The sequence below is a fragment of the Thermosporothrix hazakensis genome (assembly GCF_003253565.1).
In the GTDB taxonomy this organism is placed as follows: Bacteria; Chloroflexota; Ktedonobacteria; order Ktedonobacterales; family Ktedonobacteraceae; genus Thermosporothrix; species Thermosporothrix hazakensis.
The window spans coordinates 731,026-756,453 of record NZ_QKUF01000001.1 but is presented as its reverse complement, the minus strand read 5'-3'; the positions used below and the strand labels follow the sequence as shown (position 1 = coordinate 756,453).

At 54.0% G+C, this 25,428-nt stretch carries 24 protein-coding genes; 8 read left to right on the top strand and 16 right to left on the bottom strand.

Annotated elements, in window-relative coordinates; genetic code table 11:
* Positions 1 to 64: 64 nt before the first annotated feature.
* The 3 genes from EI42_RS03235 to EI42_RS03225 form a co-directional block, all read right to left on the bottom strand.
* Positions 65 to 1,270, bottom strand: a complete 1,206-nt coding sequence (locus EI42_RS03235) for a pyridoxal-phosphate-dependent aminotransferase family protein (protein ID WP_111318750.1) — start codon at positions 1,268 to 1,270, stop codon at positions 65 to 67.
* 127 nt (positions 1,271 to 1,397) lie between these two features.
* The gene (locus EI42_RS03230; protein ID WP_249033442.1) at positions 1,398 to 2,513 is read right to left on the bottom strand and encodes a 2-hydroxyacid dehydrogenase; all 1,116 of its coding nucleotides are present in this window, start codon (positions 2,511 to 2,513) and stop codon (positions 1,398 to 1,400) included.
* A gap of 59 nt (positions 2,514 to 2,572) precedes the next feature.
* Positions 2,573 to 3,580, bottom strand: coding sequence for a D-alanyl-D-alanine carboxypeptidase family protein (locus EI42_RS03225; RefSeq protein ID WP_111318747.1), 1,008 nt, complete (start codon positions 3,578 to 3,580; stop codon positions 2,573 to 2,575).
* 358 nt (positions 3,581 to 3,938) lie between these two features.
* Here EI42_RS03225 and EI42_RS03220 point away from each other — a divergent pair, with 358 nt between their 5' ends.
* Together EI42_RS03220 and EI42_RS03215 are read left to right on the top strand one after the other, a co-directional pair.
* The gene (locus EI42_RS03220) at positions 3,939 to 4,964 is read left to right on the top strand and encodes an alpha/beta hydrolase (protein ID WP_111318745.1); all 1,026 of its coding nucleotides are present in this window, start codon (positions 3,939 to 3,941) and stop codon (positions 4,962 to 4,964) included.
* 115 nt (positions 4,965 to 5,079) lie between these two features.
* Positions 5,080 to 6,567 (top strand): molybdopterin-dependent oxidoreductase, encoded by a 1,488-nt coding sequence (locus EI42_RS03215; RefSeq protein ID WP_111318743.1) that lies wholly within the window; start codon positions 5,080 to 5,082, stop codon positions 6,565 to 6,567.
* A gap of 60 nt (positions 6,568 to 6,627) precedes the next feature.
* Here EI42_RS03215 and EI42_RS03210 read toward each other — a convergent pair whose 3' ends face one another.
* The gene (locus tag EI42_RS03210; protein ID WP_111318742.1) at positions 6,628 to 7,587 is read right to left on the bottom strand and encodes a hypothetical protein; all 960 of its coding nucleotides are present in this window, start codon (positions 7,585 to 7,587) and stop codon (positions 6,628 to 6,630) included.
* A gap of 488 nt (positions 7,588 to 8,075) precedes the next feature.
* On the opposite strand from EI42_RS03210, the gene EI42_RS03205 reads away from it, so the two are divergent.
* Positions 8,076 to 8,462, top strand: a complete 387-nt coding sequence (locus tag EI42_RS03205; RefSeq protein ID WP_111318740.1) for a hypothetical protein — start codon at positions 8,076 to 8,078, stop codon at positions 8,460 to 8,462.
* 29 nt (positions 8,463 to 8,491) lie between these two features.
* On the opposite strand, the gene EI42_RS03200 is transcribed toward EI42_RS03205, so the two are convergent.
* On the bottom strand, positions 8,492 to 9,664 hold the full coding sequence (locus EI42_RS03200; protein ID WP_170142312.1) for an FAD-dependent oxidoreductase: 1,173 nt from the start codon (positions 9,662 to 9,664) through the stop codon (positions 8,492 to 8,494).
* Between the two features lie 303 nt (positions 9,665 to 9,967).
* On the opposite strand from EI42_RS03200, the gene aroA reads away from it, so the two are divergent.
* A complete protein-coding gene (gene aroA, locus EI42_RS03195) occupies positions 9,968 to 11,323 on the top strand; it encodes a 3-phosphoshikimate 1-carboxyvinyltransferase (protein WP_111318736.1) in 1,356 nt (451 codons plus the stop codon).
* On the opposite strand, the gene EI42_RS03190 is transcribed toward aroA, so the two are convergent.
* Positions 11,320 to 11,949, bottom strand: coding sequence for a helix-turn-helix transcriptional regulator (locus EI42_RS03190; protein ID WP_111318734.1), 630 nt, complete (start codon positions 11,947 to 11,949; stop codon positions 11,320 to 11,322). The genes aroA and EI42_RS03190 overlap by 4 nt on opposite strands.
* A gap of 264 nt (positions 11,950 to 12,213) precedes the next feature.
* Here EI42_RS03190 and EI42_RS03185 point away from each other — a divergent pair, with 264 nt between their 5' ends.
* Both EI42_RS03185 and EI42_RS03180 read left to right on the top strand, forming a co-directional pair.
* Positions 12,214 to 12,471, top strand: coding sequence for a hypothetical protein (locus tag EI42_RS03185; RefSeq protein ID WP_211326005.1), 258 nt, complete (start codon positions 12,214 to 12,216; stop codon positions 12,469 to 12,471).
* Between the two features lie 46 nt (positions 12,472 to 12,517).
* Entirely contained in the window at positions 12,518 to 13,786 is a 1,269-nt protein-coding gene (locus tag EI42_RS03180; RefSeq protein WP_111318730.1) for a radical SAM family protein, read from the top strand.
* Between the two features lie 32 nt (positions 13,787 to 13,818).
* Here EI42_RS03180 and EI42_RS03175 read toward each other — a convergent pair whose 3' ends face one another.
* The 9 genes from EI42_RS03175 to ispE all read right to left on the bottom strand — a co-directional run bounded on the left by EI42_RS03175 (position 13,819) and on the right by ispE (position 22,097).
* The gene (locus EI42_RS03175) at positions 13,819 to 14,169 is read right to left on the bottom strand and encodes a hypothetical protein (protein WP_111318728.1); all 351 of its coding nucleotides are present in this window, start codon (positions 14,167 to 14,169) and stop codon (positions 13,819 to 13,821) included.
* A gap of 58 nt (positions 14,170 to 14,227) precedes the next feature.
* Positions 14,228 to 15,388, bottom strand: coding sequence for a glycosyltransferase family 9 protein (locus EI42_RS03170; protein ID WP_111318726.1), 1,161 nt, complete (start codon positions 15,386 to 15,388; stop codon positions 14,228 to 14,230).
* Complete coding sequence (locus EI42_RS03165) at positions 15,385 to 16,191, bottom strand: GNAT family N-acetyltransferase (protein ID WP_170142311.1); 807 nt, start codon at positions 16,189 to 16,191, stop codon at positions 15,385 to 15,387. The genes EI42_RS03170 and EI42_RS03165 overlap by 4 nt, the downstream gene beginning before the upstream one ends.
* Complete coding sequence (waaF, locus tag EI42_RS03160) at positions 16,188 to 17,474, bottom strand: lipopolysaccharide heptosyltransferase II (protein ID WP_111318722.1); 1,287 nt, start codon at positions 17,472 to 17,474, stop codon at positions 16,188 to 16,190. Before waaF (EI42_RS03160) ends, EI42_RS03165 begins: the two co-directional genes overlap by 4 nt.
* Positions 17,475 to 17,648: 174 nt before the next feature.
* A complete protein-coding gene (locus EI42_RS03155; protein WP_111318720.1) occupies positions 17,649 to 18,380 on the bottom strand; it encodes an IMP cyclohydrolase in 732 nt (243 codons plus the stop codon).
* Between the two features lie 84 nt (positions 18,381 to 18,464).
* The gene (locus EI42_RS03150; RefSeq protein WP_111318718.1) at positions 18,465 to 19,676 is read right to left on the bottom strand and encodes a glycosyltransferase family 9 protein; all 1,212 of its coding nucleotides are present in this window, start codon (positions 19,674 to 19,676) and stop codon (positions 18,465 to 18,467) included.
* Positions 19,673 to 20,731 (bottom strand): lipopolysaccharide heptosyltransferase II, encoded by a 1,059-nt coding sequence (waaF, locus tag EI42_RS03145; RefSeq protein ID WP_137686106.1) that lies wholly within the window; start codon positions 20,729 to 20,731, stop codon positions 19,673 to 19,675. The genes EI42_RS03150 and waaF (EI42_RS03145) overlap by 4 nt, the downstream gene beginning before the upstream one ends.
* Positions 20,732 to 20,990: 259 nt before the next feature.
* Positions 20,991 to 21,146 (bottom strand): DUF5679 domain-containing protein, encoded by a 156-nt coding sequence (locus tag EI42_RS32260; RefSeq protein ID WP_170142310.1) that lies wholly within the window; start codon positions 21,144 to 21,146, stop codon positions 20,991 to 20,993.
* A 24-nt stretch (positions 21,147 to 21,170) separates the two neighbouring features.
* Positions 21,171 to 22,097, bottom strand: a complete 927-nt coding sequence (gene ispE, locus EI42_RS03140; RefSeq protein ID WP_111318714.1) for a 4-(cytidine 5'-diphospho)-2-C-methyl-D-erythritol kinase — start codon at positions 22,095 to 22,097, stop codon at positions 21,171 to 21,173.
* A 400-nt stretch (positions 22,098 to 22,497) separates the two neighbouring features.
* On the opposite strand from ispE, the gene EI42_RS03135 reads away from it, so the two are divergent.
* On the top strand, positions 22,498 to 23,508 hold the full coding sequence (locus EI42_RS03135) for a hypothetical protein (RefSeq protein ID WP_111318712.1): 1,011 nt from the start codon (positions 22,498 to 22,500) through the stop codon (positions 23,506 to 23,508).
* Positions 23,509 to 23,545: 37 nt separating this feature from the next.
* Here the strand turns inward: EI42_RS03135 and EI42_RS03130 are convergent, their stop codons facing one another.
* Complete coding sequence (locus EI42_RS03130) at positions 23,546 to 24,331, bottom strand: hypothetical protein (protein ID WP_111318710.1); 786 nt, start codon at positions 24,329 to 24,331, stop codon at positions 23,546 to 23,548.
* 252 nt (positions 24,332 to 24,583) lie between these two features.
* On the opposite strand from EI42_RS03130, the gene EI42_RS03125 reads away from it, so the two are divergent.
* The gene (locus EI42_RS03125; protein ID WP_111319557.1) at positions 24,584 to 25,414 is read left to right on the top strand and encodes a purine-nucleoside phosphorylase; all 831 of its coding nucleotides are present in this window, start codon (positions 24,584 to 24,586) and stop codon (positions 25,412 to 25,414) included.
* Positions 25,415 to 25,428 lie beyond the last annotated feature (14 nt).

Genomic DNA, 25,428 nt, shown 5'->3' with positions numbered 1-25,428 from the left:
GCAACTAGAAGAGAGAGCAGACAAATCCTGTTCGAGGGATACTGTCTGCTCTCTTTTTTCTGTCTTAGTGCTGAGACGCGTAGAAATCATCGACGGCCTGGATTGCAGTGCCTCGGGTAACGGGATAACCGCTCTCAGGGAGCACATGTTCCAGCGCTTCCAGCACGGTATAGACGTTCTGGCTATTGGCGTTGTAGCCCATCAGCCCGATGCGGATCAGGCGACCCTGAAGGGCGCCAAAACCACCGCCGATCTCGATGTTGTAACGCGAGAGCAGGGTTTTGCGGATATGCATTTCGTCAACGCCTTTCGGGAGCAGGATAGCCGTCAGGACAGGTAACTCATAGCCGGGCTCGGTGAGAATCCGCAGGCCAAGCGCCTTGATTCCTGCTTTTAGAGCATCTCCATGCAACTGATGTCGAGCAAAACGGGCTTCCAATCCTTCCTCACAGGTGATGCGGAGGGCTTCGCGCATGCCATACACCAGATTGCTGCAGATCGTGTGATGGTAGGTGTGATCTCCGTTCCAGTAGCGGTTCAGGGCTTCCAGATTCAGATAGTAGCTTTGAACTGGCTTGCGGCGTTTCTTGATGGTTTCAAGCGCTCGTTCGTTCAAGGTAACGGGTGCAAGGCCGGGGAGCGCCCCCAGACATTTCTGGCTGCCCGCATAGCAGGCGTCAATTTTCCATTCATCGACTTTGACAGGGATACCGCCCAGGCCGCAAACCGCGTCAACCACAAAGAGTGCTCCGTGCGCGTGCGTGACACGTTCCAGCTCCTCAAGTGGCTGCCTTAAGCCGGTCGAGGTCTCGGCGACAGCGGTCGCAAAGAGCTTGACACCCGGGTTCTCCTGAAACGCCTTTTCAAGTGTTGCAGCTTCAAGCGGCTGGCCTGGCTCAGTTTCCAGATTGATGACTGTTGCACCGACACGTGAGGCGATGTCCACAATGCGTCCGCTGAAGAAGCCCAGGCTACCAGCGATCAGGGTGTCGCCTTCTTCGAGTAAATTGCTGAGCACAGCTTCCGCACCCGAAAAGCCTGAGCCAGAAACACAGAGCGTCATGTCATTCTTTGTCTGGAACACCTCTCGTAGCAGGGCGGCTGTCTCTTCCAGAATGGTGAACATCTCGGGATCGAGGTGCCCGAGCTGGGGCGCAGAGGAGATTCGTAACACGCGTGGATCGACATTGCAGGGGCCAGGGCCGAGCAAGAGGCGATAGGGTGGATTGAGTTCAGGTATTTGCGATCGGGATGGGGTTATCTGGGTCATTGTAATGAGAGCCTACCTTTCCTTGCATACTGAAGAACACACCTCGACACTGAAGCGTGGCATCCGTTGCATGATTTGTGATTTTCGATACATTTGTCAGCATATCACGAAAGAGCTGATGATTGTGCTATTGTTGATCCAGCACATCAGGATTCAGGATATTGGGCGGTACCTCCCCTTTCTGAAATGCCAGCAGGTTGTTTGCGGCTGTGGTTGCCATAAGGGAGCGCGTTTTCAGGGAGGCGCTACCAATATGGGGAGCCAGGACGACGTGTTCCATCTGCAAGAGCTCTGGTTCAATCGCCGGTTCGTTTTCAAATACGTCCAGTCCTGCACTGGCAATTTGGCCTGTCTGGAGCGCTCGGACAAGTGCCTTTTCGTCGATGATTGCGCCTCTGGCGGTATTGATGAGAATGGCTTCGGGCTTCATCAGTGCAAACTCGCGCTCACCGATCAGATGATGTGTTTCTTGCGTATAGGGGCAATGCAGGCTGATAAAGTCGGACTCCTTCAGCAGCTCCTCGAACGAGACAAAGGTAAGGTTATAGCGCTGTTCTTCTTCCGCTGACAGGCGCGAGCGGTTGTGATACAGCACCCGCATGTTAAAGCCCGAGGCACGCCTGGCCATCGCCTGACCGATCCTGCCGGCCCCGATAATGCCCAGTGTCGCGCCGTAAACCTCTGCCCCACAAAACAGCAGTGGTCCCCAACCGGTAAAGCGTCCGGCACGTAAGAAGCGTTCAGACTCGGGGATGCGGCGCGCGGTTGCCAGAAGCAAGCCAAATGCAAGGTCGGCGGTGGTGTCGGTCAACACTCCAGGGGTGTTACTGACCGCGATGCCAAGTCGGGTCGCGGTGGCAACATCGATATTGTTAAAGCCAACAGCCATATTCGCGATCATCTTGAGGCGCGGATTGGCGGCTGCACAGGTTTCCAGGAAACGTGCATCGATGGTATCTGTGAGCAGGCAGAAGAGATAGTCATGACCGGGAGCACGGTGGAGTAATTCATCATACGACCAGATGACCCCCTCCTCTTCGTTGGCCTCGACGATCCCGAAGGATTCAAGGATTGGATAGGCAGCGTCAGGAACCTTTTGTGTGACCAGGATCTTTGGTTTGTCAGACATCATTGCCTCCAGGAAAATAATGCGTGGACACGAAAGAGTGACGGAGGGTGGCGCTGTCTCTTTCTGGTGTCCCGGGTGCAGGGTGGTGGAACGCCAGACGCGGGGGTGTTCCACCAGTCATTGTAACAAACTGCTCTCCTGGATTGCAAGCTAAGAGGCCCGATGCCCGAGCCCTACAGGGTGCCCTTCAGCTTCGCGAAGCCCCAGTTGAGCAGCGCAGTGGCGTCAATATCGCGTTGGCTCAGACTGGTATCGTGTAGAATTGCTCCAATGATATAGTGATCGTCCTGAACGGCTGCAAAGACAAAGCAGTAGCCCGCTCTTCCTGTATAGCCTGTTTTGATGCCGAGCAGCCCTTCATAGGACGATAGGAGTGTGACCCGGCTTGGCCAGGTGTACCTGTGATTGGTGCTGGTTGCTTGTACTTCGTATGCGGGAGATTTGGCGATCTCGGCGAAGAGTGGAATTGTCATCGCGTAGCGGGCCAGAGTAACAAGATCGTCTGCGGTCGATGTGCTGACGTCGCCCTCGATAGTGAGACCATCGGCATCGACGAAGTGTGTTTGTGTCATGCCGAGCGCCTGTGCCTTCGCGTTCATCATCTGGATGAAGGTATCAACGGAGCCATCGCCGATCACCAGCGCGATGGTATAGGCGGCATCAGCGCCAGAGGGAAGCATCAATCCGTAGAGGAGATCGAGCAGGGTCAGCACGTCCCCGGCCACAAGTTGTGCAGTACTGGCATCGGTTCCCTGCACATGGTCGATTGCTGCTTCTGGCACCGTGATGCGCTGATCGGGGTTTCCGTTTTCCAGCGCAAGCACCGCTGTCATCATTTTGGTCGTACTGGCAACGGGTAGCGGCATATCATTCTTCTGCTGGAAAAGTGCCTTACCGCTGTTGACCTCAAAAAGATAGGCCGCTTCAGCCTGAATGGCTGGTGCGTTCTGCTTTGATGGTACAGTGGGTGTTATCTCCAGGGTAGGTGAAGGCGAGGGGGGTGGTGATGGCGTCAGAGTAGCCGTCGGGTGTGGCATGATGGTTGGTGTTACCTGAACCTTCCGGAGCCCAAAAGACGCGAGCAACGGGTTCGCAACGGAGGTGAAGGCAAGGACAGAGGCCAGCATTCCCAGTACCAGCACTATGATAAGTGAGAGAAGCAGTATAGGTTTCTTCTTCATAAGGTATATGCTCCTTTTTAGAGACAGAGTAGCTTTTATACGTTTTATGTCAGGAAACAGAGATGAACGGAAACAGAGTCGGAAGCCGCCTCTCCATTGTCTGGCTTACTGTAACATGCAATTTCAGAAGAATCAATGTTATTATTGGTGAAAAGAGAATAAGGTGTGCGATGGTATCGCTTTTTGTATCGCTCTCTCGTGAGAGTGGCGCTGGTGGGCCGAATAGATCAGACCTTTTTGTTTGCAATGGGATATACTACTTGAAAGAGCGTACAAAACTCTGTCTCTGGTGTTCCTCTCTGAGAGGCAAATGATCGACTATCAATTTGCCGGGAAGAGATGAAAGAAAGGAGCTTCTATGCAACCCTGGTCCATCGAGTGGAAAGGCCGTCTCGTAGAGCATGTTTTCATGAGTGAAGTGCTGAAAGGGAACCCGCTGCATGACCCCTATGAACGCCCGCTCTGGGTGTATCTGCCTCCCGGGTATGATGACGACCCCGCCCGACGGTATCCGGCTATTTATATGATTCAAGGCTTTACCGGTCAGTTGGATATGTGGCGGAATCGGACGGCGTTTCGCAAGAACTTCCCCGAAATGGTAGACGAGCTCTTTACGAAGCAGGAAACTCCTCCCTGCATTGTGGTTTGGGTCGATTGCTGGACCTCGTATGGTGGCAGTCAGTTTCTGGATTCTCCCGCGGTTGGGCGCTACCATACGTACCTGTGTGATGAGGTTGTTCCCTGGGTTGATCTCCACTATCGGACGCTGGCTTCTCGGGAGCATCGGGGCATTGCCGGAAAATCGAGCGGCGGCTATGGCGCGATGATAACGCCGATGTTGCGTCCGGATCTCTGGGGAGGCTTTGCTACCCATGCCGGGGATGCCCTCTTTGAGATGTGCTATTTGCCCATGTTTCCGGCTTCTGTGCGGGCGCTGCGCGAGCACTATGATGGCTCTTATGAAAAGTTCTGGCAGGTTTTCCGGAGCCGGGTTCCGCTGACTCGCGAGAGCGATTTTAATCTGTTGAATGATTGGGGGATGGCTGCCTGCTACTCAGCGGAGAAAGATGGCACGGTGAAGCTTCCCTATGATACGACAACAGGCGAGCTGATTCCCGAGATCTGGGAGCGCTGGCTTCAATGGGACCCGGTGCGGATGGTACCACGCTATGCGAAGGCGTTGCGCTCAATGAAGGCCATCTATATTGACGCCGGCAGGCATGATCAGTTCTACCTTGATCTGGGGGCGGAAGCGTTCCGGCAGGCGCTGGAATTGATTGGTGTCAGGGATGTCTTCTTCGAGCTTTTTGAGGGAACGCACTCTTCTATCGAGTATCGCTATCCGCTTTCGTTGCGCTACCTGGCTGAACGCCTTGCTCCCTGAACTCCTGCTGCGTAATCGCTGAGAAACAGTGATTCCTGCTTCCTCGTGTCTTTAGTAGGGCAAACTCATCAAAGCAGAAACTGTATTACGAGAGAGACGAGGAGCAGGAATACCAATGGATATCTCTGTGATTCTGGCTGCGGTCAGTTTTCCGGCCTGGCTTCGGATTACGCACTTTATCAATATTCTCTTTATCGGTTTATTGATGCGAAGTGGCATTCAGATTCTGGCGGCGCACCCCCGTTTATACTGGAATATCGCCTGTAAACCCGGAAGCGAGTGGCTGCGCTTCACGAAAAAGAAAGTCCCTCGCGACAAGCTGTGGACCTCAATGGATGAAGAGGTGAAGGCATCGCCTCTTCTGGCTTTACCGGGAGGCGAAAATCTGGGACTGGGGCGGCACTGGCACTTCTTCTCGGTCACGTTCTGGCTTCTCAACGGGCTGATCTATGTGATCTTACTCTTTGCAACGGGCGAGTGGAGCCGGCTGATTCCCACATCCTGGGATATTATCCCGCGAGCTATCCATACAATGGGTACCTATCTGACCTTCCATATTCCGCCGAAAGGGGATTTTCAGCCCTATGATCCCTTGCAGCAGCTTGCCTACGCCGCGATTGTGTTTCTGGTCGCTCCGTTATCGCTTCTGACCGGGGCAGCGATGTCACCGGCGATTGAGGGCCGGTTTCCCTGGTATCCCAGGCTCTTTGGTAATCGACAGGTTGCACGGAGCCTCCACTTTATCATGCTGGTCATCTTTGTGTTGTTTACCATTGTGCATACGCTTCTGGTGCTGGTTGTCTATTTTGATGACAACATTCGCCATATTGTTCTTGGAACAACACAAAGCAGTCTTGGCCTTGCGATCGCAATAGCGGTTGTTGCGTTAGCCTTTGTGCTACTCTTTTACGCCTGGGCATCGTGGTTCACCTTGCGCCATAAGCGGGGGGTGCAGCACACATTGGGCCATTTTGTGGATCGACTGCAAAAACTGTTCCTCCGGCGAGTGACCTCAGCACAGGATTATAGCCGGGCTGACCTCACGCCCTACTTCTGGGTGAATGGCCGTCCGCCCGATACGGAAGAATACAAGCAGCTTCTTGAGGAAGGTTTCAAAGATTGGCGGCTTGAGGTGAAAGGGATGGTTGCGAACCCTATGCATTTCTCTCTGGATGACCTGAAGCGTATGCCCGTGACCAAACAAAGGACGCTGCATAATTGTATCCAGGGTTGGACAGGAGTTGCGGAGTGGAAGGGCGTCTGTGTGAGCGAGATTCTGGCGACCTGTGGCGCTCTGCCCGATGTGAAGTATCTGGTCTTCACTTCGCTGGAAGAGGATTCTATGGGGCGCCCATACTATGAGGTCATTGATATAGAATTGGCTTGCCATCCACAGACTATTCTGGCGTATGAGATGAACGGGAAACCGCTACCGATTCCGCACGGAGCACCGCTGCGCCTGCGAGTGGAAACGACGCTCGGCTTTAAGATGGTGAAATACCTGCGCTCGATCGAACTGGTGCAATCGTATCGCCCGTTCGGCAACGGACAGGGTGGTTATCGTGAGGATGTGCGCTACTATGGAATCGATGCTGAGATCTGAGAGAGAGGGGGAACAAGCTTGCAAGAAGCCGTTCCCCCTTTCTTTCTGTCCATATGAAGGTCAGAAGAGAGGAAAACGTTGTCCAGGCTGATAGATGCGCCGCGCTGGTGTTATGGTGACAGCGGGGAGCCCTAAATAGTCGAGCGATTCATGCAGTAGCGTATCAATAATGTGTTCCAGAATCGCGATGTCGTCATATTGAAAAGGGTGGAGCGTACTGGACCGCAGCAGCCTGAACGGATCTTTTTCTCTGATCCAGTGCGAGCAAATGATACCAAGCGCTGCAATAAAGAGTAACAGGAGCGGGACATAGAGAATGGAGAGAATAAAGCAGAGATCCCAGGAAAAGATCAGACTTTGATAGAACTGCTCAAAATTCTGTTGCGTAAACGAGGTGGTCAGCGCTTGCTGGAGCACGATATAGCCATAGAGTGGAGCCAGCAGGACCAGCGCAGTCAACACGATCAGCAGTATAACGCGTAAGGGATTAAAGGGCATACAGATGCTGATGGTGCGCGAGATGTACAGGTTGTTGCCCACGGTGGTCACATAGATGGAGCCACTGGTTGCTTTCCGGCGGATGGTGATCAGCGTGCGCTCTTCCCTGCCATCTTTCTGATGGTACTCTTCAAGCGAGACGCGAGTCTCTTCAAGCTGTTGCTGATAGACTTTTTCGGTGATGACCGCTCGTACAATCTCCTGTTTGATCGGGACAGTATCAAGCGGTGACTTGTTGACGAGCCAGGAATGATGGGAGACCACAATCCCGGGGCTGCTCGTCGTGCTCCGGGCTGTAGTTGGCTTGCCCTTCTCCGAGAGAAGCTCTCTGTTGGCAGGTTGTTCGGTCGGGGCTCCCGGTTGCGGGGTCGTTGGCAGGGTAGGATGAGAGCCTGAAGACTGTGACACGGGAGACGTGGTCTCATGAAGCAGGGCATCTTTAGACCGCAACTGATCGGCCGTGTTTGGGGCTGGCGAATGATTGCGCTTCAGGGCGGGCAGTTTGGCGAAAGAGCCTGTCATTTTGCTCCTCATAGGGAGTTTTGTGCCGCAATGAATGCAACTGGAAGCCTGATCGAAATTGACGCGAGAGCAATGAGGACAGATTGACGGCATGAAAAATGAACCTCCTCTACAATCCAATCCACACACACATTGATTAATGCGGATTTTACAAGCATCATGCCATTTTGTCAATCATCTCAACCATAAAAAGCTATACATGAATGTTCACGGCCAGGGAAGGAGAAGCGTGTTCTGCCTCTCCTTTCAGGTGATGCCGGGCTGATTGCTTGAAATATATAGATCTATTGGGCTCAGTAAGAGCTCTATACTGGAAATAGATCCAGATGCGGTGATGCGGGGAGTGAGTCCGGGGCTTGAAAACTGGATCGCTGGAAAGGTGGGCTTTTCATGTTGTCTACCGTTGAAGCTATGCCGAAGAGACCGTTGAGTTCGCTTGAGGTGAAAATGCATCCCGGTTTTGTTCTGGTCGAGAGGAGAAGGGAAGAATGACAACACGACCAATCAAGCCACATGCTGCGTATCGACAGATTCAGCCAGTTCGACATGAGCCGCTGGAAGTGCACAATCTCTTGTGGAACAGAGCGCCTGCAACGCCGCCTGTGCGTTCCTCCTATGTCGCTCCAGATGCCAATCAGTACCATATTCTCTTTACCGGACTTGTTTTAGGTATTTTCAGCATCGCGGCGTCTATTTTCCCGGTTTGTGGTTTGCCAATGGCGCTGGCAGGATTGGTGCTGAGTTTGCTCGGGAGGCGTATCGGGGCGTTTCAGAAGCTTGCAAGCTGGAGTCTTTTGCTGGCGATTATAGGCTGTACGCTTTCGCTGCTCAATATCGGCGTGATGCTTGGCATTTATGTTCTGACCTATCTGTGAGGGGTGATACCTCACAGATAGAGCGCTTTTCAGGCCAATAAGCCTGCATGGACACGGGGTTGTGCGAAGCGGGAGACCTGAAAGCGTTGCAGGGGAATGATCGGCTCACGATCAAGCACCATATTGCTGAGTATCTCGCCCAGAAGCAGGCCGAATTTGAAACCATGGCCCGTCAGACCTGTTGCAAATACAATACGTGGATCGTCGGGAAGAAAGTCAAGAATAAAGTCCTCATCAGGGCTGACATCATACATACAGGTATCAACGTGTGCCAGTGTTGCGTTTTGCAGCAGCGGGATCAGGTGCTGAAGCTTTGTGGTAATGTGCTCGATCGTGAGCGGATCAATATTCGGGGGCTCATCAGGATCAATAGGCGTCCCAAAACTATGAGAGGTGGCTTTCAACCAGGCGGGACCATCTCCCTGACAGGTGTTATGAATTGGCATTCCGTACAGATCATCAGCCATAAAGGCCGGAAAGGAGTTCAACGCAAAGGGAGAAATGGGCAGGCCAGTAAAGTACAGAACATATTGACGTGTGATACGAATAGGGAGCTGTAACGATCCAAGTAAGTGCTGGACCCAGGGGCCAGTTGCAAGGATGACCTTTTCTGCATATATAGTGTCATGCTTATTGGTAATCAGACGAATTGGTTGCAGCGGCTGATCTGAGAAAAAATGCGTAACACGAGTATTGGGTACGATGGTTCCTCCCAGGTCACGGATGGCATCACGCAATGTATGTAAGCATTTCGATGCATAGAGCATGCCTGCTTCGATGTTGTATGTCAGAAAAGAAAAAGGCTCAATCTGAAATTGCGGGAAACGCTGACGGCAGGTCTGCGAACTGATACGCTGTATGGGGAGGCCAAGGTCTTTTAAGCTATGATAGCTTCCTTCAGAAGAAGGATCGTTTTCATGTCCCAGAACGAGCATCCCGGTTCTGGTGTAAAGCGTGCGACCCGTACTATGCTCGAGCTCATGCCAGCGTTGCAGGCTCAGTTGCACCATTTGCGGATAGAATGTATCCATCCCATATTCAAAACGCAGAAGTCTGGAAAGGCCAGATGACGTAGCACGCTGATGAGCAACGGTCGCCTGTTCCAGCACCGTGACCTCACGTTTTCCCTGTCGTAACAGGGCATATGCTGCCGCCAATCCTACAATTCCGGCTCCGACGATGACAAATCTCTCACGGAACACGGTAACTCTGCCTCCTGTTTTCTTTCTTGTGTATAGAAGAGTTGGTATGATTATAACAGAGAATAAACTTGGAATCAACGAAAGAGCTTCTTATAGTATAGAAACGCCTTGAACTTTACTATGCATATCTTTGATATATTTATGTAGTGAAAGTGTAATAACTTTGTAGAATATTTGTAGTTCGTTCAGGGAACTCTATGATTTGAAAAGTATTTGCTCTGTCTTCCTCCTCCTGCGTACCTGACGATGTGGCCTTGAATCGCATATAATGGAGGCATCGTATCATCAACCAAAGGAGTTGCAATGCAAGAACCACTCATCACGTCTCCTGTGCCAGGACAGACGCTCACTGTTGCACCTGTTGCTGGCTCTCTACGGATCAGCGGGCAACCAGAGATTCCCTCTTCAAAGTATTACACGTTGCGCTATGTCCTGGCCGCGACTCTGGCCGATGGAGAGAGTGTCATCTATTATCCGGCCCAGAGCGATGATAGCGAAGCGTTGTTTCGAGGATGCCGGGCGCTTGGGGCACAACTGGCCTGGGATGATGCTGAACGGCGCGTGCTGCGTATCAAGGGTATCGGTGGACGGCCTCCGGTACAGGGCCCGGTCACGATAGAGGTAGGCAATGCCGGGGCAGTTCTGCGCTTGCTCCTCGGTCTGGGCGCGTTGCTGCCGCAGGTGACATTTGAGACGGATCATCCTCTCTCGCTGGGCAAACGTCCAAACCGTGAATTGCTGGAAGCACTGGCATCGCTTGGTGTGGCCTACGAGGCGACCGGACCTGAGGGCTGTGTTCCCCTGACCCTCCACGGTGGCAACCTGCGCGGAGGGCACATTCGTATTTCAGGTGCACGGAGCTCGCAGTATCTCAGTGCTCTGCTGTTTCTATGTCCACTGCTGACGGAGCCGGTTGAAATCGAGGTGGTGGATATGCTCAAGTCGCAACCGCTGGCCCGGGCCACGCTAGAGGTGTTGCAAGAGGCTGGTATTGTGATCGAGCATGATGCTGCGTTACGTCACTTCAAGATTCAGCCCAATCAGCGTTATCAGCCACGTGAGTATGTCATTCCTGGCGATTATCCATCGGCGGCTGCACTGCTTGCTGCGGCCAGTGTCGCGACCGATCCAGCCAGTGAACTGCGGCTGACGCGCTTGCGTCCGGGAGAAGAGATCGGGGAGGCGCTGCTGAGCGCGTTTCGGGCAATGGGCGCCGACCTCGTCCGTGATGGTGAGCAGATTACGCTGCGAGGGGGGCGGCCCTTGCACGGCATCGAGCTTGATGGCGACGTCGTGATTGACTGCATTCCGGTGCTTGTGGCGGCTGCCTGCTTTGCCGAGGGGAGAAGTGTTTTTTTCAATATCGAGAGCCTGCACTACAAGGAGTCCGACCGGATTGATGATCTGTGTGCCGAGTTGCAGCGGGCGGGCTGTGATGTTGAGCCGCGCCAAGATGCCATTATTGTGAATGGCCGACCAGAGGGGATCGAGGGCGGTGTTACCGTCGATGGGCATAACGATCATCGTCTGCTCATGGCGCTGGCAATCGTAGGCATGCGAAGTCGCCACGGGCTGACGATTACCGGAGGCGAGCATATTGTCAAAAGCTACCCGCATTTCTTTGCTGTGTTGCGAGCTCTGGGCGCGAACCTGTATTAAGGGGTGAGAGGGATCAGGAAGCGGCAGCGGGGCTTTGTTTCATCCAACTCGCATTGTTCCTGTACGGCAACTCCTACCAGTTCAGAAACAAAAGCCTCTGCGAGTTGGCAGGCAGCCGGGTGCGCCTCAATTGCGGCGGCCAATGGACACTGTTGCCCCTGAATGCAGTAGTGATCTTCATGCTGCTCAAGATGCGCCGCGCCGCCAAGCTCCTGAAGAATGCGGACTGTTGCCTTCAGGCGGGTGGGTACATCGCCTGAAGGTAATCCGAGCCGGTGCGAAAGGCGTTCGCCTGTCAGTCGAAGGAGTGCTATCAACTCTTCCTCATCCATCTGTTCGGCCAGGGTAGTAATCAAAGTATGGAGCACAGTTCCGTAAGCTCTGGGGAAGAACTGCTCGGCAGACGGGGCCAACTCGTAGACGCTGGCGGGCTTGCTGGAGCCGCGTCGAACACCGTTCTGCTGTACGAGGCCGTCGCGCTCGAGTGTGGTCAGATGGGCACGAATTGCGTTATCGGTAAGCTGAAGTTTTCGGGCCAGATCATCAACCGTGCAACTCTCCTGGCGAAGAATTTCGATGATGCGTCCGCGTGTGCTTGTGAAGAAGCGCTGATTCCAGGTTCTCATTACTTGCACCTTTCCTTTCCCGGGGAGCACTGCGTCTTTGTCAGTAAAGTCAATATTTTCCTTGACTTTCTTGTGTGTACTCTATTATAGCAAACGCTGTATCGGCCTATGGAAAAATGGTTGTCGGAGTGATACAATAGCCAACAATTGTAAGGCGTTTTGCTCAAAGCATAGCAGGGAATAGAGGATGCTTCCAGTAATAACCGAAAGGAAAGGAATGTGTATAGGTTTAAAGGCTTTGATAGTGCAGAATGTGGGGACAGTATGTCCGCACTGGAAACTCTGGTCAACGCCTGGATGGAAGCGGAGCGCCCGCGCATCCGTTATATGTGCCAGAGTATGCGCGGCGAGCATATCCTGCTAAGCTTCGTCTATGAGGACACACGTGAGTTGGAGAAACGTGTTGCTACTCAGGCGCAGACAGGGGTAACCGGTGGGCTGCCGCGAATATACGACGAGGATCTGATTGACGAATGTCCGACCAGCCCGAGGATCCCGGTCACACCTCCCCCGATGCATTGAACTCCTTTTGCTTGAGCAGCATGTTGCGTTGATAGTGTAGGTTAGAATGTCTTTTCCATACGTATTGTACTGTACGCCCGAGGGTGAAATTCGCGAAGATCGTAGCTTACAGGCGCTTTCCTTTGATGGACACCCTTTGCGGGCCGAAGATTTGATCCCGCTTCCCGATGGCGTCACTCTCTCGATGATGCCGGATCGGCTGGCTGTTGGTTTGCGTAAAAACGGAGAACGGAAAGTATTGCCTCAATCCCGTGGGTGGGCGCTGGCGGCGCTGCTCCCGATTGGCTATACTCGGACGCTTCTCCCCGCGTACGAGAAGATCCCGAACACTGAGCCCTTGCCCTTCTTTGGCTATAGCGCCGTCGCCGGGCTAAACGGGCGGCAGTATGTCGCGGCCGTCAAGACCGATGATCCATATAAGTGGCATCCGCGCTCGTTCCCCCGGCGCAAGCTGGAGCGGCTGGTGCGTGAGAAGTTACGCGCATATCCCGAGAACCGGGTGATCAAGCAGCATGCACATTGTGCGCTTGACTATTCCTGCCCGACTGCCAGTAACCTGTTTTTCTCGCGTTGGGAAATGGCAATTGCGGTTTCGCCGGGCTGTAATGCTCGCTGCGTTGGTTGTATCTCCAAGCAAGAGGAGGAGGAACTGATCTCGCCACAGGATCGCCTGACCTTTATTCCTACGGTTGAGGAGATTGTTGAAGTTGCGGTTCCACACCTTGAGAGCGCTCCTGATGCGATTGTCAGTTTTGGGCAGGGGTGCGAAGGGGAGCCGCTGCTACAGTTTCGGCGGATCGAGCAGGCGATCAAGGGAATGCGTGCTCGCACTGATAAAGGTGTGATTAATATCAACACGAATGGAAGCAGGCCCCGCTGGCTCCAGAAGCTCTATGATGCCGGGCTGGATACCATTCGGGTCAGTACGATCTCGGCTCACCCTGAGACCTATACCGCCTATTATCGCCCGCTTGGTTACACCTTTGAGGATATCAAGGAATCGCTGATTCGGGCGCGAGATGCTGGCCTGTATACGTCGATTAACCTGCTTTGTTTCCCGGGTATGATTGATCGAGAGCGCGAGGTTGAATCTCTGCTTGCGTTTGTGCGTGAGACAAAGCTGTGTTTGATCCAGTTGCGCAACCTGAATATTGATCCGGAAGTCCTGTTGCCGCGGATGCCCGCGCTCGACTCGATGGGGAAAGCGCTTGGCATGAAAACATTTCTGGAAGTATTACGGCGCGAGGTTCCTGAGGTGGAGCTTGGCAACTTTACGCGACCCATTCAACGACCGATATCAAGCGTACAAGCATAAGCACAAAAGTAAGAAGCAGGTGAGCAAGGAGTTTACCCATCTGCTTCTTGCGTTTTCTTTCGAGTGGTTCTGCGCTTCTTCGGCCGCTCTTCTCCTTGCAGCCGTTTGGCAAGCTCCGAAACGAAGCGCGAACGGGTCTGTGAATTGACCGGGAGATTGTGTTCGCGGCAGAATTCAAGCAGATCTTCGACAATAATAAAGATGGGCAGAACCGCGTATCCCTGGCCTCGGAGCTGATCGGTCATCCGTTGGGATTCCCAGTACCATTCTCTCCAGGTCGGGTGCATATCATCCGCATCGTCTGCGACACGCAGGAGTTTCGCATACTCTTCGGGCGAGTATGAGGCCAGAGCAATAAAAGATGTTTCATTCTCACGACTCATAAGATGTTCTGATCCCTTTGCTTCCACTGGTTCTATCACAACGACAAACAGATTGCTGCTAGCGCTGCACCTTGCCTGTTTCACGGAGCAGCCTGCGAGCTGCAACCGCGACCGGATCGACCCCAAGCAAGGCCAGACAATCGCGGGTGGCACAGCCTTCCGGTGTTCCAAGCATATGCTCGCGATAGAAGCAAGGCATACAGGGAAGATCCAGGTGTACAACGGTGGCCCGCTTTGGTTGCGGTTCGCCGGTATATGGCCCCCAGGCTTTATAGTTGGAAAGGCCAAAAATAGCAACGGTCGGCGTTCTGGCTGCGGCGGCCAGATGCATCAGCCCGGAATCGTTGCCGACGAAGAGATCAACTAGCTCCAGGGCAGCAGCCGTCACTTTGATACTTCCCTTCCCTGCCAGACTACGCACCGGCATCTCTGAGCGCATCAGGCTGATGATCTGTTGATGCAGTTCGGCCTCCTCTGGACCCCCCATCAGAAGTAATTGTCCCCCAACATCATGATAAAGGGTATCTGCTAATTGCGCAAATTTTTCCGGGGCCCAGCGTCGCGCTGTACTGTAGCCACCACTGCCCGGGTGCATGGCAATGATAGGACGCTGGAGCGTTTCCTCGGTCGCCTCACCATAGACGAGCAATCGGGCGGCTGTCCGTTCCTCGTCGCTTAATGGAAGAAACAGCGACTTATCGCGAATAGTTGCGCCAGCGGCTGCGGCAACCGCCATATTATAGTCAGCTTCGTGCATCGCGCCAAAGCCCTCATCCTTGACACGAACATTCAGGAACCAGCCGTGACCGTTATCCAGCCCAACGCGCCACTTTGCCCCCGTCACGCGCATCAATGCCTGATGTTTCAGCCTGCCAAAGAGCAGCGTCAGGTGGTGGAACAGGAGTACTGCGTCATATCTGCCCTCTCTCAGCGGGCGCAACAGGTGTAACAGGCGCTTGAGATTGCCGGGGTGCTTGATAAATTGCTTGGGATAGTCAAACAAGTATTTATCAAGAACAATAATATGATCGATTGCATTCCATCCGTTGAGCAATCCAGCAGAGTCAGGTGTAACCAGTAGATCAATGCGGGCATTGGGATAGCTCTCACGCAGCGCACGAAGGGCCGGAGTCGCAAGCAATAGGTCGCCAATCCCGGCCAGTTTCACAACAAGAATGCGGGCATTCTCTGGTAACGTAATCTGTGTTGTATGCATCATGAACTTTTCCAGATAGAGATTGTGCTGTAGTCGCGGAAACCGAGACGACGATATATTTTCTCGCTCATTGAGGTCGGAGAGAGCACTGCATATTGATAGCCAAAGCGGTGTGCTTCATGCAGTGCGTGCCGGACCATTGCCGTGGCGATGCCTTGTCGCCGCGCCTCAGGAAGGGTTGCTACGCCGAAGATGCCTGCTAACCCCGCATGCAGCAGCAGGGAGGTGATAGCGACAGGCTCCCCGTGTTGATACCCTATATAGTGGTGCCACGAAGCGTTGAAGCCCTCATAGAGATACTTCTTATAGTACAGTGCTGCGATGTCTGGCGGGTTGCCAAATCCCTGCTGCTCGATTTTTTGTAATGGGGCCAGACTCTCCGCATCTTGTGCTTTCTGGATAGTCAGGCCCTCGGGTGTAGGTTCGTCCCGGGCGAACTCGGAAAGGTTGAGTGCCATACAGCTCTTGTTCACCAGATGCACAAAGCGGCGACGCTTGAGAAAGTGGGCGAAGTGAACCGGGCGGGTTGCCGCTCCCAGCACCCAGGCAAAGCCTGTATTCCGTTCTGTGAAGTAGCGGGACATCCTGTCGATGTAGGCAGAAATGGTGCGCTCGTCATTGTCTAGAATATGCGTTTGCAGGACGGCGTTCAGAATAGGCACTCCGGTATAGAGCCAGGTGAGTTCCGCTGTCTCGTGGAGCTCACCTTCTGGCATACTTCGTCCGAAGCCGGCCATCTCCTCACAGATGATAGCATCAACGGCGGTTGCGAAGGTGAAATCGGTTGTGTCTTGAAGTGGTTTCATGCATTTGCCTCGTTCGCGGCTGGCTGTAAGCGAGCATGTACGACATGACGAACGCGAGCCGGAGAAATGTCTTTCATACATTGGGTAGTGAAGAAGCGGCAATCAGCCGGTCCTTCGGCGGTATAACAGGGACGACACCAGATATCGCTTGTCAGTACGGTTGCCCGAGGGCTGATGGGACCACTCAGGGTGGGATCGGTCGGACCATGAATGGCGATGACGTTTGTGCCGACCGCGGCTCCGATGTGCATGGGGCCGCTGTCACCTGTAATCAGGATATCAGCCTGTTGCAGCAGGGCCGCAAGCTGGATCAGATTGGTCTTTCCCGCCAGGTTCAGCGGGCGTTCGCGCATACGCTGAAGCACAGCCTCAATAATCGGTTGATCTTGTGGCGTTCCAGTAAAGACCACAGTATAGCCATCATCGTGGATCAGGCGATCGACCAATGCGGCCCAGTACGGGATAGGCCAGCGCTTGGATTGTCCGTTATGAGAGCTGACGTGACAGGCAATCAGGGGTGTGCCGGGCCTCCATCCATGCTGCTGTAACAGCGCTCGAGCCTCCTGACGAGCCTGTTCTTCTACAAAAATGTGTGGAATACGATCGGCCTCGGTGGGCTGTGCACCGGCCGCTCGCCCTAGTTGCAGACAGTAATCAACCTCGTGTTTGCGATCACCGGGCCGCCAGTGTCTTCCTGCGATTGGATCGGTCATAAAGCCAGGGTATCCTTCTTCCGCGAACCCGATGCGTCTGGGTGCGCCGCTCAACACGGACAGGATAGCCGCCCACGGGCCATAGACGCTGATTGCAAGATCATAGTGACGATCACGCAGACGTTTCAGCAATGAGCGCAGTTCTTGCCAGTTCTTTTGCTGGAAGAGCGAGCGTGGTCTGCGCCAGATATTGGGATCATAGGAGATCAGATCGGCAATATCCGGGTCGTTGCGTAGCAGTGCAGCGCTGGAGGGCGTCGCCATCAAATCGATCTCTGCATCTGGATAGGTGCGCTTGAGCAGACGGAGCACCGTTGTTGACATCACCAGATCCCCGATGAGGTCAAGCCGTAAGATCAAGATGCGTCGGGGGTGAAAGGTGGCCGGGTTGAGTGGCTGCTTGCGCTTCCCTGCTTCTTTGAGACGGAGTGCGAGCCCTGCCACACTCAGGCCGCTGTAGATCGTCTTCAGTAACGCGTCTCTGATGCTATGAACAAGCACATTGCGAAGTTTCCGCTGTGAAGCCGGTCGTGTCGGGTAGCCGTATTCATCTATCCCTGGCTGCAACATATTTTCCTCTATTTTCAGGTGTTCAAATCTAACTCTCTTTGCTGCATTATAGAGAGTGCGAGGTAAAGTTGCAAATATGCAGCCCTTTGACTGGGAAGAAGAGCTTATAGAGCGGCAAGAAGCGAGAGAAAGTTGATCTGTTCTTTCTCCCGCCCGCGCTGTTCCAACTGGTTCCTAGCTCCCAAAACGATTGTGCAGAATAAGCCTGCTTGTTCCATTGGGGCTGATGCTTTTGACTGCCAGCGAGATGCGGTTCTCGGCATTCAGTGCTTCCCAGTAGGTTTTTAGCACATCTTCAGCTTTGCCCTGACAGGGGAGCAGCAGCGGATCGCCGCTAAAGCTCGGCAGTGGATTTCCGGGGCCCTGATAGGTGGTCAGGCCGAAGCCAAATCCCGCCTCAGGCATAGCCGGGCGATAGGTGAAGCGATCTGTATAGGCAGGATCAATCTTGCTTGCCTTGAGAATGCTGAAGCACACGCTCCCCGTTTGCTGCTGCAAATCGAGCATTGCACTGATGCGCGGCGTGTAGTGAGGGGCATCCGGTTCGCGCTCGCGTTTCGCCAGTGCCTCATCAAAGGTGCCTCCCGCTTGCAGGGTCTCAAAGATAGTGCGTGTCTGGTCTCCGTTGCTGACAAGGTAGCGATATGGAAGGTCAAGCATGGCCTCATAAATAATCAGGCTGGGATCCTCAACCAGACGAGCGTCAACCGGTTCAGTTCTCAAGACGTTGCGATCAGCCACAAAGCGGCGATTTCGGCTCTGCTCGCTGCGTCCCATGATCCAGTAGATAATGAACCAGCCGTTCTCTTCTTCTGAACGTCCGATGACGAGGCCGCGTCCAGGATACGGGTTGTTCTGGATATGCTGCTTGAAATTCTGGTGAGCAAGCGCTAGCGCATCTGTCATTGTGCGAGTAAACTCCTTCATAAACTGGAATAATATTGCACTCTCATGGTAGCATATCACGCCAACTATCGTGAAACGCAGCCATTACTGGCGGCAGAAGGTATTCAGAAGGGTGCAGGCTGCCTCTTCAATGGCCTGTTCGGGGATACGCTTCACGCAGGGATGCTCATCCAGTTCATCGGGGCGGAAATCCAGGCGACCGCAAGGGATACATGGGCAGGACGGACATTTTTCCTGTGAGGTAATAACGATATGGCGGTTCGCAGGGCCCCACGGGCCAAAGATTGCGGGATCAGTCGGGCCGAACAGGCGCACGGTGGGCGTACCCTGAGCTACAGCCAGATGGAGCGGCCCGTTATCAACGCCAAGGACCAGACTGGCCCGTTTGAGCAACGCTGCCAGTTGTCCGATCGTCATCTGACTCAAGAGCAGGGGGCGTGGCTCGATGCCTTGTGCGATTGCTTCCAGCATCTCGTGCTCAGCGGGGCTGCCGGTCAGCACCAGACGCGCTGTCGGATATCTATTGAGGAGGGCGTTCGCGCTGCGGGTCCAGGCGGCATTGCGCCAGAGTTTGACCGCGCCTCCGGTTCCGGGGTGGATCACCAGCACTTCTGTCTTCTCATCGATGCCAGCCTGTTCAAGTTGCGTCTGAAGCCAGCACTGTTCGTCGGTGGTTGGCGTGAAGACAAGCGGGTAGTGTTCCGGCGCGAAGGGTTGCTCAAGCGCCGGCAGACCGAGGGCCTCCAGTCCGGCGCTGGTCAGCTCAAGATTATAGAAAGTCGAGTGTCGATGCGGCCGAAATGGCAGGGCGTGCGTTAAAAAGGGTTCCGCTGGAGCAAGAGCATAGCCGACTCGGCGTGGTATGCCTGCCAGATACATCAGGGCTGCGCCCCACCAGAAGTCATTGCGCAGGTTGATGGCAAGGTCATAGTGCTCCTCGCGTAGCTCGTGGGCTATCTGGCGAAGCAGCGTGTAGGGCTCAAGCGCCGATTGGGCCGTGCGGCGGAAGCCCGGGAAGGCACAGGTGCGCAGGTGATCAATGGCCGGGTGTCGGGCGACGATATCAGCCGCCCAGGGACCGACCATCATCGTGATCTGTGCAGTGGGCACGTAGGCGCGAAGCGCATCTAGCACGGGCGTGGTCATTACCATATCACCCAGATGGTCAGGGCGGATCAACAGAATGCGCGGGCGCTCGGGAAGCGGCTGCTGTGCTTTTGCCCGGGCGGCGATGGCTCCCGGGAGGCCGGCCACACGAACGGCCTCAAGAAGCGCTATACGGAGCATGTGCTTCATGAGACGACCTCGCTATTCTGCTGTGTCGGAAGCAGGCGCAGGACTGCCTGCCACACATCATCTACGGTGATAGCCTGCATACAGGTGCAGTTCTGGCAGGCGTTCATTTTCCCCAGGAAGAAGCAGGGCTGACCGGTCGGATGTTTCCAGAGGGCGATATGCTTCGGGTCATCGGTTGGATAGGGGCCGTACTCCTGTGGGCTGGTGGGACCGAAAATGCCGATCACCGGGATACCAACAGCGGCGGCAAGATGCATCGGGCTACTATCATTGCCAATGTAGAGAGCACAGGCCTCAAGCTGCGCCGCCAGTTCGCCGATACTGGTTTTGCCGGCGAGATTGACAACGCTTCCCTCAGGAACATCCAGTCCATCAAGCAGGCTACGGGTCAGCTCGGTATCGCTTTGACCACCGATAAGCAGCACATGGGCCTGCAATTCATGAACCAGCTTCGCGACAAGGGCACGATAGCGTTCCAGCGGCCAGCGCTTCGCGGTCAACTCCATGCCGGGATTACTACCACCACCCACAAACACAGCGATCTGGGGTTGACCCAGATGCCGAGCGCTGCGCCGTTCTTCCTCGGTCGGGACAAAGCGCATGCGTGGTTGTCTGATAGGAAGTTTCAGGGCACGTGCCAGATCAAGATAGATATCTGCCTCATGTTGAAGGTGTTCGGATGAGCCGGATACCGGCACACGATCAGTGAGTGAGAAGCCACGTCCCAGACTATCCGGTCCCACGCGACGAGGGATGCCAGCCAGCCAGGGAAGCAGCGTCAGAAGTGGCGAGCGATCCAGCACAAAGGCAAGGTCAAAGCGATAGGTTCGTAGTTTGCGAGCCAGTTGCAGATATTCTTTAAGGCTATACCGGCCAAAAATACCGACTGAGCCACAATCAATCACACGATCGACGGCGGGGTGATGCTCTGGTATGACCTTTGACCAGGAACCCGTGACATAGGTGATGGTGGCATTGGGATAGCTGGCACGAAGCGTTTCCAGCAGTGGCGTTGTCATAATCAGGTCGCCCAGACAGCAAGGCTTTATCACCACAATAGAGCGTGGCTGTCTGCTGGCGCTTCCGATGCGCAGTGTATCCAGCAGTGTAAATGGGATGCGGAGTGCCTTGCAGACCGCACTGATAACCTGTTGACGCAGAGTAAAAGCCCTCCCTCTCGATCAAGTCGGCTTTATTATAACCGAGAAGAGCGAGAAAAGTCGATGAAAGGAGTACCAGAGAGTACAAAAGAGAGAGGACGTCGTCTGGACGACGTCCTCGGACCTGTTTTGCCCTGGTATAGAAGGTATAAACCTATTGCTTGCTCGCGCCAAGAATGGCATTCACTTTTGTGCCGCACTCGACACAGAGACCTTTCAACGCGGGTTTCCCGTTCTTCATCGTGACGCGCTGTGCGTCTTTAATCTCGGTCTTTTTCTTGCATTTCACGCAATAATACAGGTCTGCCAAAGTGTTATTACCTCCTTCTATCCGTTAAGAGCTGAAAAAGCTGATATCCTCGTGCTGAGGATGAATTGCGCGGGTCAGGTATACTTCATATCCTGCTTCGCGCAACTGATGCTGTACACGTACAGCGGGATCAAGGGTGGTAAATGCAGTGAAGAGGGTTGGTCCGCTGCCAGATAAATAGACGTGAGGCGCTCCTGCGCGAAGCATCTCTTCTCTGGCTCGGGCAACCTCCGGATACTGTTCCAGCACACCTCGTTGCAGGCTGTTATGCAGGTCTTCAGGTCGTACGGGAGTTTGCTGTTCCAGTGCAGTGCGCAGTTTCCGGCTCCATGAGCCATCACAGTAGTCATCAGGCGTCAGGTTTCGGAAGACGGAGGCCGTCGAGACACTGATAGCTGGTTTGAGCAGGAGCAGCCAGCGCATGGAAGCGGGCCAGTGTGGTGTCAGAGGTGTAATCACTTCTCCGCGACCTTCACAATAGGCAAGCCCGCCTTCCAGGAAGAACGGTACATCGGAGCCCAGAGCGGCCGCGATCTCATGCAGTTCTTCTGCTGAGATGGGCAACTGCCATGCCCGTTGCAGCAGGGTGAGTACAGTTGCTGCATTGCTGCTTCCGCCTCCCAGGCCAGCAGCGACCGGGATCTGCTTATAGAGTTCCACTTCAAAGCCGTAAGGCAGTGCCAGCCGTTGGCGGAGTGCCTGGATCGCTCGCACCACAAGATTATCATCGCCGTTAAGTTCCGGGCGTGAGCAGGTGAGCCGCACCGCATCCTCAGCGATGGCGGTCACACAGATGGTATCGTAGAGATCAATGGTCTGCATAATCGTCAGCAGCTCATGGAAACCATCGCTCCGACGCCTCAGAACGTCCAGGGTCAGATTGATCTTGGCGTACGACCGGGCAAAACAGGTCTGACCTGCTCGCTGTTCAGAAAGGTGTGTGTTCGTCATGATACCTGAATGTCTACGCTATAATTTTTTATTATAGTGAGGGTTATTCTGATACGCGCTCATTGCTGATTACAGCATAGATGTTGATGAGGCGCAACCAGAAGACGATCAACATTGCACGCAGCAATCCTGATCTGTTTGGAAAAGGTGTGGAGAGAATACATTAGAAATGCAAAAATTGTCAAGCACGCTGTCCATCCTGGTGACTGATCTCATTTCTTTATCGCCCATTTTGCCTATTCTTGCGGGAAGAATGGCCGCTTCGATAGCCTGAATTTACCCCTGCTCCAGTGATTGTAGTTGGCCTGTGTTATACTGTCACGTATGCATGTATAAATGATGCCTCAATCGTCGTAGGAATTTTAGAGTATAAATCATACCTGGAGTGTTGGTGGGACTTATGGATATAACTGTTGCATACTTCCACCCGTTCTTTCACCCGGAAACGGTGAAGCGCGATTTTGAGCGCATACGAGCAACGGGCGCAACAAACATTGTGTATGCTATTCATGAACAGGAAGAGCAACGCTGGGCGCGAGATTTGGAGCGCGGGTTACAGATAGCACGGGATCTTGGGTTGCGAGTGTTCCTGAGCCTCGGGCGTTATGGAAATCTGTTTGCCGGTCCTGCACATACTCCAAGCTGGTTTACGTTTCGGAATATGGAGTCCCGGGTCAAAGATCGGCATGGGCGCTATCATGGCGAGACCTGCTATAACCATGAGCCATTTCGCTCGTTCATCTTCAAAGAGATCGAATACTTTCTCAAGAACTACCCCATTGATGGCATCCTGATTGATGAGCCGCGTGGCCCTGATATCACCTGTTTTTGCTCTGTCTGTCGGGCACTCTGTCCTGATATCGCAGACCTTCCTCATTTTCGGCGTCGCTCGATGATTGAGTTCTTTGGAGAAATGTTCGCGACCGTCAAGCAGGCAAAGCCCGGGGCAAAGACGGCTGTCGTGTTGCTTCCCGAAGATCTGGACCTGGCCGAAGAGCTGGCCTCAGCTATCCCCCAACTGGATATTATCGGGTGTCACTTGTTCTGGCAGCTCTTGAATGAGGATGTGACAAAGGTGGCCGAGTGGGGGCAGACGCTGGTCTCAATCGCGCATCAGTATGAGAAGCAGAGCCAGCTCTGGTTACAGAACTATAATCTCAGTGCTGGCGATGAAGAGCAGCTAGAGTCCTCTTTTAAGATGTTACTCGGTGCAGATCCTGACGAGGTCGCCTGCTATTACTACTGGCGCAACAATGAGAATCCCGAGCGGGTTTGGGAGTTGACCCTTGACCTCTTGCGTCGTGTTCCGCGCCCGCACTTCTTCAAGCACCCCACTCTGTCACGACTTCCGGCGATCTCGGCATCACCAAGTAAAGAGAAGCAACAGCACTGGAAGTCATTTCTCTCGTAGAGAGAAGAAAGGGCGATCATTCGACCGCCCTCATCGCTTATTTCGTGTTGCGACCAAAAGGCTGTGTCCCTGTGTCTTTATCTTCTTCAAAGAGCTGTTCAAGCAGCGTTCGGACAGCCTGGAGCTCTTTCCGGGTTGCCGCTTCGTCGGCCTGAGCTTGCAGTATGACGCCCTGAATGCCGAGTAGCTTGAGCAGTGATGCGCGTTCGCGGTCCAGCTCGCCCGAGACACGAAGGAACGAGGGATAACGAACTGCCTCACGGACAGCCTGATAGCGTAGCGTCTCTTCAATGCTGAGCGTGCCATTTGTGTTAAAGTCCAGGTCAACAGCAGTGATGCCAAAGAGTGAACTCAAGGTTCTGATGAAGAGCGGGAATAGTTCTTCTGAGCGCATCGGAACTGTAACGACCTTTTCGATGTCTTTCGGTTCCAGGGTCAGGAGGTGGGCAGGGGCCGTGAGTGGCAGCACGACGTATTGCACCCCTTGCTCCTTGATGTGGGCAAAGCTTTCACGGTTCAGGTGCTCCCACCCGCCTGTGATGCGCAGGCCGCTGACCACATCATCATTGTAAGACTTTGCGGCTTCGATCTCTTGCTTTACTGTTTCCAGAGTACCATTCTCTTTACCGTTCCAGGTAAAAAGCAGGCCATCAGCTCCGGCTTTTAAGGCTGCCTCGGCGTTTCCTGCGACGATCTGCGGAAACTCAATCACAAGCGCTGCGGCATGAGCTTTTGAATCGGGCTTGTTCTTGCCCAGAAAGCCCATCCCTGCACCACTTTGCGCCCGGCGTGCCTGTGTAAACATGTCGTGCAGTTTTGCCATATTTTAACAAAATCTCCTTATCATGGACACGGTTTCTTCTCATCCGTGTGCTGCATTCTACCTTTGTACTTGAAACATCAAGAAGCAAGTTCATTATAGCATCTTTCCCTGTGATTGACATATGCCTGCGTGCTTCAGACGCCGCACTCCTTTTCTGATGCGTGTCCCCATAACGGCAGACCTGCTACAATGATGGCTGGATGGGAAGGCTCGCTTTCCCGCGTATTTCGGTAGTGAAAGGTGTTGTCAATGATGCAGTACGAGAATGTTGCCGAGGCGGTGCGTGCTATTCAGGCACGAACAACCTTGAAGCCCCGTGTGGCTCTGATTCTGGGCTCCGGTCTGGGTGATCTGGCGGCGGAACTGGTCGACGCGACCGCTATTCCATACGCGGAGATTCCGCATTTTGCCCGTTCAACCGTGATTGGACATGCGGGGCGTCTGTTACTTGGGACGCTGGAAGGCGTGCCTGTGGTTGTCATGCAGGGGCGCTTTCATCTCTATGAGGGCTACTCTCCCGAGGTAATTACATTCCCGATTCGGGTGATGCGTCTGCTTGGCGCCGAAATCCTGATTGTGACGAATGCCGCAGGCGGGGTTAATCCCGCATATGCCACAGGAGATATTATGCTGTTGAAAGATCATATCTTCCTCCCTGGCATGGCCGGATTAAACCCGCTCATTGGTCCCAATGATGAGCGCTTTGGTGAACGCTTCCCGCCGCTGGCCCATGCCTATGATGTGGAATTGCGTGAGGTGGCTCGCACGGTCGCACAATCCTGGCCCGATCTGACCTTGCAGGAGGGTATCTATACAATGGTGACGGGCCCGAACTATGAGACCTCAGCCGAGCTTCGCTTTTTGCGCACCATCGGAACCGATGCTGTCGGTATGTCGACGGTGCCTGAGGTGGTGGTAGCGCGGCATATGCGCATGCGAGTGCTCGGGTTAAGCCTGATCTCGAATGAGGCCACGGGTGATGAAGAGGCCGAGGTCAACCACGAGGAGGTGCTTGAAGCGGCAAACGCGGCACGTCCGAAGTTTACCGCGCTGGTTCGGGGGATTATCCGTTCACTTCAGTAGCGGCTCATAATGTT